The organism is Paraburkholderia fungorum (assembly GCF_046027215.1).
Lineage (GTDB): Bacteria > Pseudomonadota > Gammaproteobacteria > Burkholderiales > Burkholderiaceae > Paraburkholderia > Paraburkholderia fungorum_D.
In genome coordinates, this window is sequence record NZ_JAQQEN010000001.1 from 1,372,513 (window position 1) to 1,386,022 (window position 13,510).

11 protein-coding genes are annotated in these 13,510 nt (G+C 60.9%); 1 reads left to right on the forward strand and 10 read right to left on the reverse strand.

Going from position 1 to position 13,510, the window contains the following annotated elements:
- Positions 1–3: 3 nt before the first annotated feature.
- From PQR27_RS06095 to PQR27_RS06135, 9 genes are all read right to left on the reverse strand, one after another.
- On the reverse strand, positions 4–3,153 hold the full coding sequence (locus PQR27_RS06095; RefSeq protein ID WP_408522814.1) for an MdtB/MuxB family multidrug efflux RND transporter permease subunit: 3,150 nt from the start codon (positions 3,151–3,153) through the stop codon (positions 4–6).
- An 18-nt stretch (positions 3,154–3,171) separates the two neighbouring features.
- Positions 3,172–4,581 carry an MdtA/MuxA family multidrug efflux RND transporter periplasmic adaptor subunit gene (locus PQR27_RS06100; protein WP_408522815.1) on the reverse strand — a complete coding sequence of 470 codons (1,410 nt, stop codon included), beginning with the start codon at positions 4,579–4,581 and terminating at the stop codon, positions 3,172–3,174.
- A gap of 356 nt (positions 4,582–4,937) precedes the next feature.
- On the reverse strand, positions 4,938–5,774 hold the full coding sequence (locus tag PQR27_RS06105; protein WP_408522816.1) for an IclR family transcriptional regulator: 837 nt from the start codon (positions 5,772–5,774) through the stop codon (positions 4,938–4,940).
- An 832-nt stretch (positions 5,775–6,606) separates the two neighbouring features.
- Entirely contained in the window at positions 6,607–7,488 is an 882-nt protein-coding gene (locus PQR27_RS06110; RefSeq protein ID WP_408522817.1) for an alpha/beta fold hydrolase, read from the reverse strand.
- A 595-nt stretch (positions 7,489–8,083) separates the two neighbouring features.
- The gene (locus tag PQR27_RS06115; RefSeq protein ID WP_408522818.1) at positions 8,084–8,875 is read right to left on the reverse strand and encodes a molybdopterin-dependent oxidoreductase; all 792 of its coding nucleotides are present in this window, start codon (positions 8,873–8,875) and stop codon (positions 8,084–8,086) included.
- A gap of 2 nt (positions 8,876–8,877) precedes the next feature.
- Complete coding sequence (locus PQR27_RS06120) at positions 8,878–9,471, reverse strand: cytochrome b/b6 domain-containing protein (protein WP_408522819.1); 594 nt, start codon at positions 9,469–9,471, stop codon at positions 8,878–8,880.
- A 57-nt stretch (positions 9,472–9,528) separates the two neighbouring features.
- Positions 9,529–10,302 (reverse strand): alpha/beta fold hydrolase, encoded by a 774-nt coding sequence (locus tag PQR27_RS06125; RefSeq protein ID WP_408525419.1) that lies wholly within the window; start codon positions 10,300–10,302, stop codon positions 9,529–9,531.
- A 216-nt stretch (positions 10,303–10,518) separates the two neighbouring features.
- Positions 10,519–11,133: a hypothetical protein gene (locus tag PQR27_RS06130; protein WP_408522820.1), complete on the reverse strand. Its 615-nt coding sequence runs from the start codon at positions 11,131–11,133 to the stop codon at positions 10,519–10,521.
- A gap of 118 nt (positions 11,134–11,251) precedes the next feature.
- Positions 11,252–11,557 (reverse strand): putative quinol monooxygenase, encoded by a 306-nt coding sequence (locus PQR27_RS06135; protein WP_408522822.1) that lies wholly within the window; start codon positions 11,555–11,557, stop codon positions 11,252–11,254.
- 108 nt (positions 11,558–11,665) lie between these two features.
- Between PQR27_RS06135 and PQR27_RS06140 the strand changes: the two genes are divergently transcribed.
- Entirely contained in the window at positions 11,666–12,625 is a 960-nt protein-coding gene (locus tag PQR27_RS06140) for a GlxA family transcriptional regulator (RefSeq protein WP_408522823.1), read from the forward strand.
- 92 nt (positions 12,626–12,717) lie between these two features.
- On the opposite strand, the gene PQR27_RS06145 is transcribed toward PQR27_RS06140, so the two are convergent.
- Entirely contained in the window at positions 12,718–13,497 is a 780-nt protein-coding gene (locus PQR27_RS06145) for an alpha/beta fold hydrolase (protein WP_408522824.1), read from the reverse strand.
- Positions 13,498–13,510 lie beyond the last annotated feature (13 nt).

The following is a 13,510-nucleotide window of genomic DNA, read 5'->3' on the forward strand; positions in this document are numbered from 1 at the left end:
CGCTCAGTTCCCTGCATCGGTGGCGGGCGGCGTTGCACCGGGCGGTGGGCCGCGTCGGGAAGAATCGCCGCGATTGAAGCGCTCACGCGCACGGCGGGCGAGCGCATCGAAGCCGAGATAGATCACCGGCGTGGTGAACAGCGTGAGCAACTGGCTGACGATCAGACCGCCGGCAATCGCGATACCGAGCGGACGGCGCAGTTCCGAGCCGGCGCCGGTGCCGAGCATCAGTGGCAGCGCGCCGAGCAGGGCGGCGAGCGTGGTCATCAGGATCGGCCGGAAACGCAGCAGGCACGCCTGGTAAATCGCTTCGCGCGGCGCCTTGCCTTCCTCGCGTTCGGCGTACAGCGCGAAGTCGATCATCATGATGGCGTTCTTCTTCACGATACCGATCAGCAGCACGATACCGATAATGCCGATGATGTCGAGATCGTGCCCGGTGATCAGCAACGCCAGCAACGCACCCAGACCCGCCGAGGGCAGCGTCGACAGAATCGTGATCGGGTGGATGAAGCTTTCGTACAGCACGCCGAGCACGATATACATCGTGACGATCGCCGCCAGAATCAGGAACAGTTCATTCGACAACGACGCCTGGAACGCCAGCGCCGCGCCCTGGAAGCGCGTCTGAAACGATGCCGGCAAGCCGATGTCCTTCTCCGCCTGATCGATCGCTTTCACCGCCGCGCCGAGCGACGAACCCGGCGCGAGGTTGAACGACACGGTGGTGGCCGGGAACTGGCTCAGGTGCGTGACCAGCAGCGGCGCGGGCTTCTCGATGAACTTCGCAATCGACGACAACGGCACCTGGCCGCCCGTCGACGTAGAAGAGGGCAGATAGATCGAGTTCAGCGACTCGGTGTAGTGCTGCATCTGCGGCTGCGCTTCCAGAATCACGCGGTACTGGTTCGATTGCGTGAAGATGGTCGAGATGATGCGCTGGCCGAAGGCATCATACAGCGCGCTATCCACGGTAGCCGGCGTGATGCCATAACGCGACGCGGTGGCGCGATCGATTTCGATGTAGACCGACTGGCCGTTGTCCTGCAAATCCGTTGCCACATCCGCCAGTTCCGGCGACTGCTTCAGCCGGTCGACCAGCTTCGGCACCCACGTGGTGAATTCGCTGATGTTCGGGTCGGTCAGCATGAACTGGTACTGCGTCGGGCTGACCGTGGAATCGATCGTCAGATCCTGCACAGGCTGCATATACAGCGAGGCGCCCGGAATGTGCGCCACGTCCTGCTGCAACTGGCGGATCACGTCGCTCGCGGTGTTGCTGCGGTCGTCGCGCGGCTTCAGATTGATCAGCATGCGGCCGCTGTTCAGCGTGATATTGCTGCCGTCCACGCCGATGAACGAGGTCAGGCTCTCCACGTCCGGGTTCTTCAGGATCTGCGCGGCGAGTTCCTGCTGACGCTCGGCCATTGACGCATACGAGACCGACTGCGGCGCCTGCGTGATCGCCTGGATCACACCGGTGTCCTGCACCGGAAAGAAGCCCTTCGGAATGAAAATGTACAGCACCGCCGTCAACACCAGCGTGAGCACCGCGACGAACAGCGTGGCGCGCTGACGGTTCAGCACCCATGTGAGCGCGACAGCGTAGCGGGCAATGATCCAGTCGATGGCGGCGTGGGCTTTGGCTTCGAAGCGATGGCTTTCAGGCGGCGGCGTGTGGCGCAGCAGCTTCGCGCACAGCATCGGCACGAGCGTGAGCGAGACCACTGCCGAGATCACGATCGTCACCGCCAGTGTGATCGCGAATTCGTGGAACAGGCGGCCGACCACGTCGCCCATGAAGAGCAGCGGAATCAGCACGGCGATCAGCGAGACCGTCAGCGAAATGATCGTGAAGCCGATCTGTTTCGATCCCTTCAACGCGGCTTCCAGCGCCGATTCGCCTTCTTCCACGTAACGCGCGATATTCTCGATCATCACGATGGCGTCGTCGACCACGAAGCCGGTGGCGATCGTCAACGCCATCAGCGACAGGTTGTCCAGCGAGAACCCGCACAGGTACATCACGGCCAGCGTGCCGATCAGCGACAGCGGCACGGACAGACTCGGAATGATGGTCGCGTAGATGTTGGCAAGGAACAGATACATCACCAGCACCACCAGCACCACGGACATCAGCAGTTCGAACTGCACGTCGCGCACCGACGCGCGGATCGTGGTGGTGCGGTCGGTGACCACTTCGACTTCGAGCGCGGCGGGCAGCGACTGCTGCAGTTGCGGCAGCAGCGCCTTGATGCTGTCGACCACCTGGATCACGTTCGCGCCCGGCTGGCGCTGTACGTTCAGAATGATGGCCGGCGTGTTGTTGACCCACGCGCCGAGCTTGGTGTTCTCCGCGCCCTGCACAATGGTCGCGACGTCTGTCAGCATCACCGGGCGGCCGTTCTTGTAGGCGACCACGGCGCTCCTGTACGCGTTGGCGTCGGTCAGCTGATCGTTCGCGTTGATCGTGTAGTTGCGCGTCGGGCCGTCGAAGTTGCCCTTCGGCGTGTTGACGTTCAGGTTCGAAATGGTGGTGCGCAGATCGTCCAGATTCAGTCCGTATGCAGCGAGCGCGCGCGGATTCGCCTGAATCCGCACAGCCGGACGCTGACCGCCCGACAGGCTCACGAGACCCACGCCCGCTACCTGCGAGATCTTCTGCGCAAGGCGCGTGTCGGCCAGATCCTGCACCTGCGTGAGCGGCAGCGTTTTCGAGGTGATGGCGAGCGTGATGATCGGCGCGTCGGCCGGATTGACCTTCGCGTAGATCGGCGGCGCGGGCAGGTCGGATGGCAGCAGGTTGCCCGCTGCATTGATCGCGGCCTGCACTTCCTGCTCGGCGATGTCGAGCGGCAGATCGAGGCTGAACTGCAGCGTGATGATCGACGAGCCGGCCGAGCTTTGCGACGACATCTGGTTCAGCGACGGCATCTGCCCGAACTGCCGTTCGAGCGGCGCGGTGACCGACGAAGTCATCACGTCAGGGCTCGCGCCCGGATAGAAGGTCTGCACCTGAATGGTCGGATAGTCGACCTCGGGCAGCGCGGAGAGCGGCAGAAAGCGCAGCGCGACGAGACCGACCAGCATGATCGCCGCCATCAGCAGGGCAGTGCCGACAGGACGCAGAATAAAGGCGCGGGATGGATTCATGCGGTAGTTGCCGTGCCTTTATTGCGAGGCTTGCGCCGCGTGTTTGCCGTGATGCCCGCGCGCTCCGGACGCGCCCGATGCCGCCGCCGCGCCGCTTGCCCCACGGGCGCCCGAGGCGCCGCGCGGCTTGTCAGCCGGGATCGTGATCTTCGCGCCTTCCTTGAGCCGGTCCGAACCGTCGATCACGACGCGCTCGCCCACTTGCAGGCCGGACTTGATGCTGGTGCGTTCGCCGTCGACCGGGCCGATCTTGACCGGACGCACCGTCACCGTGTTATCCGGCTTCACGACGTAGACGAACTGGCCCATCGAGCCGTTCAGCACGGCCGGCGTCGGCACGATCACCGCGTCCTCGATCGTATCGACCAGCAGGCGCGTGTTGACGAACTGATTCGGGAACAGCATGTTCTTCGTATTCTGGAAGATCGCGCGCAGCTTCACCGTGCCGGTGGTGGTGTCGATCTGGTTATCCAGCGTTTCGAGCATGCCGCCTTCGAGCGAGGTGGTGTTGCTGCGATCGTACGCGGTGACCGACAGCTTCCCGCCCGTTTGGGTCTGCTGCAGGATCTGCTGCAGGTTGTCTTCGGAGGTCGTGAAGATCACGCTGATCGGCTGCAACTGCGTAATCACCACGATGCCGTTGGTCAGGCTCGGCGTGACGTAATTGCCCGGATCGACCTGGCGCAGACCGACCCGGCCCGACACCGGCGCCGTGATGCGCGCGTAGACGAGGTCGAGCTTGAAGGTGTCGATGTTGGCCTTGTCGGATTTCACCGTGCCTTCATATTGGCGCACGAGGGACGCCTGCGTATCGACTTGCTGGCTGGCGATCGAGTCTTGCGAGAGCAGTGTCTGATAGCGCTTGAGATCGAGGCGGGCGGTTTGCAGCAGCGCCTCGTCGCGCGCGAGCGTGCCTTGCGCGTTGTCGAGCGATATCTGATAGGGGCGCGGGTCGATCTGGGCGAGCACGTCGCCCTTCTTGACCATCTGTCCTTCCTTGAAATACACGTCCTGCAGCACGCCGCTCAACTGCGGCAGCACGGTGACGTTGGCAAGCGGCGTGACCGTGCCGAGCGCGGTCAGCACGACCGGCATCTCGCCCTGCGTGGCGGCTGCCACGTGCACGGGTTGCGCCAGGTTGGCGAGGGCGCCGGCACCGCCGCGGCCCGCGCGGCCGCTTTTCGCGCCGCTGGCACCGGAGGCCGCGCTCGCGCCACTGGCCGGACCGCCCCACGGATGCCAACGCCACAGCACAACGCCAAGGATGACCAATGCCGCGACGATCAGCGCAATATTGCGGCCGCGGTGCCGCTTCGATGTAACCGGGACGTCTGCGTGGACGCCAGTGCTGCGCCTGGAGGTGTCCGCCGGCTGGGAAGCCGGAGCGGCCGGGCGTGAGGTTTCCGAATGCTTTTGTTGTTCGTCCATCGGTTCGGTCTGGTGGCTGGCTTGGATGTGAGCCGCTGTGCGACCGACCCGCTTCTCCAGTTCGACGGATCGACGCGCAAGCGGCATAACAGGCGGTTTCGACAGCAGTAGCGCCGCGCGGGTTCAGCGCGATGCTACCGGAGGCGTGGGACAGAGATGTTAACGCAACACGGCAGCATGACAGGTCGGCCGGGCCGTTAAACAACGGAAGAACGGCAACCCGCGCGAGCGCGCCGCAACGGGAATGCGTGATCGTACGTCGCGGGCTCTGTAACAGTCCACCCGCGTATTTTTCCTTTGATTACGAAAGTTACAGGATGGGCGGACAGTTGAAGGGAGACGGGATGAATAGCCGCTCAGTTGTCGAGGCGCAACCCGGGCGTGCCGCCGATCTCGAGGACAATTTTCGCGATGCATTCGAGCAAGGCCGGCGCGGCGCGCGATATCAGCCAGTCGCGCGGGCACTGGTTGGCGGAGCCGCCGCAATTGACCGCATAGCGTTCGCCCGACGGGCCGATGAAGCCGGCCGCGATCGCGTTCAGGCCGTCGTACCATTCGCCCGTGGCAATGGCGAAGCCTTGTTCATGGGTTTCCTGCAAGGCATTTTCGAGCCGGTTGCTGACATAGCCCCAGTCGTCGCCTTCCGCGGCCTGCAAGCCGATCAGGAGTTTTTCGCGCTCCGGTTCGGCGAGCGCCGCGAGATAGGCGCGACCGACCGCGGTGCGGCTCAGGTTCATGCGCGAGCCAATCTCGAGGCGCGAGACCAGCACCGCCGAACGCGGCCGGATCGCGTCGATCACCACCATGTCGAGGCGATCGCGCACGGCCAGATGCACCGACAGCGCCGTGCGTTCGGCAAGCTCGATCAGGAATGGCCGCGCGCGTGCCCGGATGTCGAAGTTGCGCAGGAAGCCGTTGCTCAATTCCAGCACCGACGAGGTCAGCACAAAGCGCTCGCTGTCGGGCAGACGGAACAGGAAGCCTGCACCGACGAGCGTTGCGGTAATTCGCGAGACGGTGGGCTTGGGAATGCCGGTCAACTCTGTCAACTCGCGATTGCTGAGCGGCGCGTCGGCCGCAGCAATTGAGCGCAGGACCGTCAGGCCGCGTGCGAGAGCGGTGACTTCGTCACCTGAGCCGTCTCTATCTTTGAGAGAATCGGTAGCAGTTCGTGGGGGCGTAGGTCGGTTCATGTCGTTTTTTTGGAACTTCATTTCAATTTATGAGTTCACGCGCTGCCGGCGACCTACCAGCAGAGGGCTGCCGGTGGGCCCCAAACTGGGGCATGCAGTCCATTTTTCATCTGAAGATTCATTGTATCGGAATATTTTGCCGCCGAATCACGCGCCTCCAGATTTTGCTTGACTTAGTCAGCATAACCATAAAAAATGGAATCTCATTTCGGAAGACGCTTTCAGGTTCAGTTAATTGACATTACAAACTGTTCGCTGGTCCGCGTAATATCTGTCACCAGTTCGCGCCGCATGTGCGCGCATCGCCGGCCACTCTTTCGAATCCCGTCTCTCAGGTTCTAGCACGGCCCTCGGAATGGCTAGAACTTTTTAAGGCGTCACGGCAACGTGACGCCTTTTTTTTGTGCTATTGAAGCACAACAAAGTTTGCACCGTTCATTTTCGAGCCGAAAACAGACAACAAAGTCGGCTCCAATGGCGAAACAGGTATTGCGCTGCATCATCCAACATGGCAATGGCTATAAGGGTACTCGATGCTTTTTTGCATACCTGGCGATTTGTCCCGTGATGTCGCGCCGTCTACGCTCGTCGGAGTGCAGCCAAAGCTGGTGGCGCGCATGGTCAACGGCAGAGTTGACGTCGGACTGACTGAAGAAGAGCGATTGAGCGTTGGCAGATAGGTGAGGACCTGGCACAGCAACTGAGTGTGCCCGCCTGGAAGGACGCTGCGAAGCACCCGCAGAATTCTGACGAAGTGCCCACTGCTAGTCGAGGCGCCGCGGCGCCGGCTGGACCCAGCCGCACGGCGCCGCGCTACGTAACGCTAGCTAACTCACGAACGGCGATGCAGGAAGTCGACGACAAGTTTTGTCGTCGCGGCTGGCTGTTCTTCCGTGATCCAGTGCCCGCAATCCGGGATGATCACATCTTCGACGTTATCGGCGACACACCGCATCACCGCGCCGATCATAGGGCCGAACGTAGCTTCGCCACCCAAGGCCAGGACCGGCATCTGAAGCTTGCCCTGCGCAAGGAACGCCCTGTTGTCGGTCACATCCTGGCTGAACGCCAGGAACTGGGCAAAGCCCGCTCGCATTGCGCCGGGTTGCGCATAGAGCGCCGCATAATGCTGGCGCTTGGCTTCATCAAACCGCTTCGGGTCCCGGGAAAGGTCGTTCCAGAAGCGGTCGAGATAGATGCGCTCGCGGCCGGCGACCAGGCGCTCCATGTCCCGACCACCGAAGCCAAAGTGCCACATGGCCGGATCCTGTGTGATCTGATCCCAGGGGCCGACGCCGGGCAGCGGCGCATCGATCGCCACCCATCGGCTCACGCGCTCGGGGTGGCTGGCGGCGACTGCGAAGCCGACCATGATGCCGATGTCGTGCGTCACCAATTCGGCCGTACGCACACCCAGGGCGTCTAGGACGCCCACCACGTCCGCCGCCTGATTCTTCTTGTCGTAGCCGCCATCAGGCTTCGACGAGAGGCCCAACCCACGCAGGTCGGGCGCGACAATCATGTGGTCCTCGATGAGTGCGCTCGCCAGATGACCCCACATGTCGCCCGTTGTGCCGAAGCCGTGCAGCATGACGACCGCTGGCCCATGACCGCCGACCCGCACATGGATGGATGTACCGTTGGTTTCGATCGTCCGCGTCTGCATTACAGCCGGGAAGGGATAAACGCCATCTACGTGGGCATGCTCGCTCATCTGTGTACTCCAGGCTTGCTTCTGGTTGGGGGGATTGACGGCTCTACGCGTCTTGCAACGAACGTCAGAAAACGTGCAATAGATTTTTCCGTTGTTCTCCGGAGTCCGCGTGAGAGGTCATTCAGCGAGTAAGACTATACAAACAGGGTGCGCTGGAGAACTCTCTCTATCGACAATTTTGGTATCAATACTGCCATGGGAGCCTTTATCCTCGCGCTCGCGTAGGACAAGTTGGTTCTGTCAACTCGGACTCTCAGCGGCACATGACACCGTCAGTTGAATTGGCAATTTTATTTCCAGTCCGAACGAAATAACGTCGCCAGTTCCCATAAGCAGCGTTAACACGAGGAAGGTTGCAGGTTCCGCCAACACATAAAACCAGTCGGCGTGCGGTGAAGATGCACTCGACGCAATTTTCGCCCGGGCCTCCAGATGAAGAGTGGTGGCGCTTGACGCATTCGAACTCGTCGTATCTGGCATCTGTTGAACGCTCCCCCCAGTGAATCTGCAAAGAGATCGCAACGAGTGGATCCGATTGTTGAAGTGGGGAGTGTGCACAAGGGCGTCAACGATGCAGCCGGCGAGCTGGCGCCGTTCAGGAGCCACCGAACCAGTTGTAGCCCTGATTCTCCCAGTAACCACCGGGGTATTCATTCGTCACACTGATCGCCACAATGTGCTTCGGGTTCTTGTAGCCGAGCTTGGTCGGAATGCGCAGCTTCATCGGGAAGCCGTATTTCGGTGGCAGAACCTGGCCGTCGTAGGTTAGCGTGAGCAACGTCTGTGCATGCAGTGCGGTCGGCATGTCGATACCGGTCCAGTAATTGTCCGCGCAGTGCAGCGACACGTACTTCGCTGTGAGGTCGGCGCCCGAATGCTTCAGGAAACTGGAGAAGCGCACGCCGCCCCATCGGCCGATCGCACTCCATCCTTCGATGCAGATATGACGCGTAATCTGGCTTTCCTGTGGCAACGCGCGCAGTTCGTCGAGCGTCCAGAGCCGTTTGCCATTCGCGAGGCCACCCACCTGGAGCCGGTAGGTAGCGGCGTCGACTTCGGGCACATCGTCGACGCCGTAAAACGCGTTGAACGGAAACGGCCGGGTAATCATCGACTCCGGGTAGGTCGGTGCCATCTCGTTCGGATTGAACAGCAGGGCTTGCACGTTGTCGTTGAAGAGCGACATTCTGCGCAGCATGGTGTTCACAGACTTGTCATTGGACAAATCGCAGCCTGACAGCAGCGCAATGCCGCCAAGCGTGAGAACGCGTTTTCCGAGCAGCCGGCGCGCCGGATTTGTCAGTTCGTTGCGCGCATCCTTGATGATGGATTCAGCGCGGGACGAACAAAACGCATCGGGCTTCTGGGCCCTTTTTCGAAGAGTCATGGTTATCGTCCACGAATCATCAGAAGCAGCGAGCGCGGCACCAGTGCGACCATGACGACGTGCACGACGAAGAACGCAACCAGCACGCTCATTGCAACAAAATGCACGACACGCGCATTGTCGTACCCGCCCATCAACGTGCGCAGCAGCGGGAACTGCACCGACTTCCATATCGCCAGTCCCGATAGGACCACAAACACGATATCGACGATGACGAACAAATAGGCAAATTTCTGTACCGAGTTGTAGTGTGTGAGGTCTTCATGCCCGAGCGTGCCACGCAGCGCGGCGACGAGATCGGTTGCAAGTGACCCGAAGCTGATCGGCAGCAGCTTGCGGCGCAGCCTTCCCGAAACGATATTGAGTCCGAGATAGACGACGAAATTCGCCACCAGCAACCACATGAGCGCGAAGTGCCACAGCAAGGCGCCGCCGAGCCAGCCGCCCAACGTGATGGCAGAAGGAAATCGCAAGACTGGAAAGATCGGCGAGGCGTCGTAGACCTGCCAGCCGCTCATCACCATCAGGACGACAGCGAGAGCATTAATCCAGTGTGTGATACGGACCCAGGCGGGTTGAATCGTTGCGTGGCTCAAAGCGATCTCGTGGCTGATGCGGCTGCCCATCGTTGCAAACGCCGGAAGAACAATTGCTCACTGGTCAGATTGCTGTGCCGCCTGTTCGATCAGCGCAGCAACTTCCCGCGGATGGGATTCAAACACCGCATGACTTGCGCCGCTGATTTCGACCGTAGTCGCGTGGGCACGCGCTGCATACATGCGTTCGAGCTCCGGATTGATAATCTTGTCGGCTTTCGCGACCATATACCAGCTCGGTTTTGCCTTCCATGCGGGATCGGAAACCTGCGCCGAGAACTCAGACGCTGCAAGCGGTATCTGCGCGTGGGCTTCGAACTCGGCCTGCGCGCGAGGCAGGTCGGGTGCGAACTGCAACGGATAGTCGGCCGGTTTCAGGTAAACAAAATTGTCCGGAGTTCCGACGATGGATAGTGGGCCACCCGGGTACTTCTTGCCGTTTTCGCCAATGGTTTCACCGGCGTCGAGGGCATGCGCTGCGATATAGACCAGCGACTTCACGTGGTCGTCGTTCCCGGCTTCACTGATGATCGCGCCAGCATAGCTGTGACCGACAAGTACGCACGGACCGTCGAGACTATTGAGCACGCGTTTTGTGGCATTCACGTCGTCGTTAAACGACGTCAGGGGTTGTTGCACCAGTGTGACGTGGTAACCGTCCTTCGTCAGAATGTTGTAGACGGGGCGCCAGCCTGCTGCATCGGCGAATGCGCCGTGGACCACCACGATGTTTTTAACAGGTGCGGCAAAAGCAGGCGCAGCGGCAGTGGTAAGCAGGCAGAGTGCAGCAGCGGCTTGGGCGGCGCCGGATCGTAACGTCGAAAAACGCATGGTGAATCCTTGAATAATGGAAATGCAACAATCGATTAGGATAGTTGAATGAATGGAAAATAAGACCGCAATGTCGGCAGCATGAGGCGACTTGCAGTCGCTGTCGTAGTCATCCGCAATTTCCAGCGCGATATCAGACCGGTGCCGTGGCCGAACCCGCGTCTGACGCGAATGGGGGGCGTTCCATGATCTCCGTCGCTGAACCGACATCGCCTATCAGAACTGCGGCACCACGCCGTCCTTTTCGACGAACAGCACGTGCGCGTCATAAACGCCGCTCGCACCCGGTGTCACCACGAGGAACACCTTCTTCCCAGCCACCAGATCCGCTTTGCTCACCGGAACCGGCGTCACGACGGGCACGTTTTCCGGCACTGTCACCGTGCTGGTGCCGCCTTTGTATGACATATGCAGTTCACGGCCACTGGTGCCGGTGACAACCGACACCACGTTTGCATTCGTCATCGTGCTGTTGGGACCGAAGTCATAAGCGAAATGCCCTTCGGCCGTGCCGCGTGCCGCCTCCGGAAAAACGATCATCGAAGTGGCCGTCAATTTCCCATCGCTGCCCGTGAGCGCGGGCGTCCCCACGTACGAACCGACTTTTGCGTCGGACAGCCTGGCGGCCTTGAAAGCCGACACCCCAACGTCTGGCTTGACATCGATCGCCACGGTGTCGCCGCTGTTCCGGTGCACGGTCAGTATCTCGCCTTTGAATGACACGATATCGCCACGAATCCGTTCCGGTTTGACGTCAGGCGCTTGCGCAAATGACACGCTAGAAAACGCAAGGGCAGCGAACAAGGCACCTAGTTTGTAGTGAATCGACACGAGTTACTCCATCTACATGAATACGATTGAATCGGGACGCCAGACGCTGGCAGACGCCACGGTTGCCGGAGGCAGCCCTCCGGCGGCAGGATTTGTGCGCTGCCAGGGCGCGAACGGGTCAGACCTGTTGATTCTTCATACCCAGGACGTCGATCGGTTCGATCGACGGGGGGCTAGCCAGCATGTCGTCGGCGTGCGCCGCCAGGGCGTTGGCAATACTTCCGTGCAGATGTGCCTGGCGATCCTCTTCACTCGCAAAGGCGTCGAAGATGCCGAACGTCGTCGGCGACAACTTGAGGGCAAACCAGATCGGCGTGGTCGCCTCAAGGCCTGCCATTTCAAGGCCGACGGCGAGAAAGTCTGCTACCGCCTGTTCCTTTCCCGGTTTGGCTTCAAGTCGGACAAACAAGGCGTGCTTGATCATCGTTGTTCTCCAATGTCCGCGTGAGGGCTCATACGGTGAACGACACTGTACAAACAGAGTGCGCTAAGGAATACTGTCCAAATCGACAATCTTGGTATCAATTCTGCCATGCGAATTTTTGTCCTCGTGCTCGAGGGGGTATTCGATACGGGGCTCGCCACTGTGCTCGATAGCCTGACGATGGCCAACAGCCTTGCGCGCACGACGGGGGTGGCCACGGCGGGCTTCGACATCACCGTGGTAGGAATGCGGCCCCAGGTACATACCGAACTGGGGATGCAAGTGCCCGTGCGCGAGGTGCCCGACGCTCCTGCGCCGGATTGGGTCATCTTGCCCGCGCTCAACCGCACGACGCCCGAGGCGCTTGTGCCCGCACTCGGGCGGGATGATGTGGTCGATGCGCTTGGTGCTTTGCGCTCGTGGCGAAGTGGCGGCGCGCGCATTGCAGCCGCATGTACGGGTACGTTCGTGCTGGCTGAAAGCGGCTTGCTCGACGGTTACGAAGCCACGACCACCTGGTGGCTTTCGCCGCTATTCCGGCAGCGCTACCCGAACGTGCACCTCGATGCGCACCGGATTGTCGTTCCCAGCGGCAGTGCCATAACGGCAGGGGCGGCCCTGAGTCACCTCGACCTTGCACTCTGGTTGATCCGCAACAACAGCCCTGAGCTTGCCGCGCTCGTGGCCAGGTACCTCGTATTCGATACGCGGCTGTCGCAGTCCGCGTATGCGATCTCCGATCATCTTTCCCATTCGGACCCGCTCGTCGAGCGTTTCGACCGTTGGGTGCGCGAACACCTCGACACGACAATCTCGCTCGACGTTGTCGCCGACGTATTGGCAACCAGCAAGCGGACGTTGACGCGACGTCTGAACGCGGTGCTCGGTAAAACACCCGTCGAGTACATTCAGGATTTACGGATCGAGCGCGCAGTCCATCTGCTCAAAACGAGCAAGCTCACCGTTGATCGCATTGCGGAACAGGTCGGGTATGCGGACGGCCACACCTTGCGAACGTTGCTGCGGCGGCGGATAGGTAAGGGAGTACGTGAGTTGCGGGGGGCTTGAGTCGCCATGGCCGGAACTTTCTATTTGCACAGCGCACCTTGGAGCGTGAAAAGAGCGGGCGCAGCAGCGCCCGACCAATGCGGCGGGTGATGCTACTTTGCCTGACGTGCTGCCGAGATGATCGCAGCGGCGACCTCTTGAGGTTTCGATAGCATCGGTACGTGACTTGCATCGACATCGACGGCCGTAGCACCGATCTGTTTCGCCAATTTCATCTGGAAGCTGGTAGGGACGATTTGGTCCTTCGTCGAAACAACATACCAGGACGGCTTGTCATGCCACGCCGCGTGACCAATCTTTTCGGCGAGACAACCCGAATACCACGGCCCTTGCGTCGCAGCGAGCACAAGCGCTTGTGCGTGGGAAACATCGGGCGCAAAATTTTCGACCATCGCCTTATCGGACAGCGTCAGGAAACCCGCGGCGTCCTTGTGCAGCTCGGCCGCCCACGAAGGCGCCGGCAGCCCTTTCTGAATGTCGTCGGCCGATTGTCCGCTGTCGGGTGCAAACGCTGCGACATACACGAGTGCCTTGACCTTGTCGTTGTTACCCGCGTCCGTGATGACGGACCCTGCCCACGAATGGCCGACCAGCACCACCGGACCGCTTTGCCGGTCTATTGCGCGGGTCGTGGCCGAAACGTCATCGCCGAGGGACGTCAGTGGGTTTTGCACGGACGTCACGTGCAGGCCTTTTGCTTCGAGGAGAGGAATGACCTTGTTCCAGCTCGATCCGTCCGCGAAGGCTCCATGTACCAGGACAACGTTCTTGCCTGCGAGATCCGGATCTGACGCGGCCTGCGCAGTGGCAGTGGATAGCAGGCCACCGGCGATGGCGAGTGAAAACAATCCTTTCTTGAGCAACGTATTCAAAATAGTGCCTCGT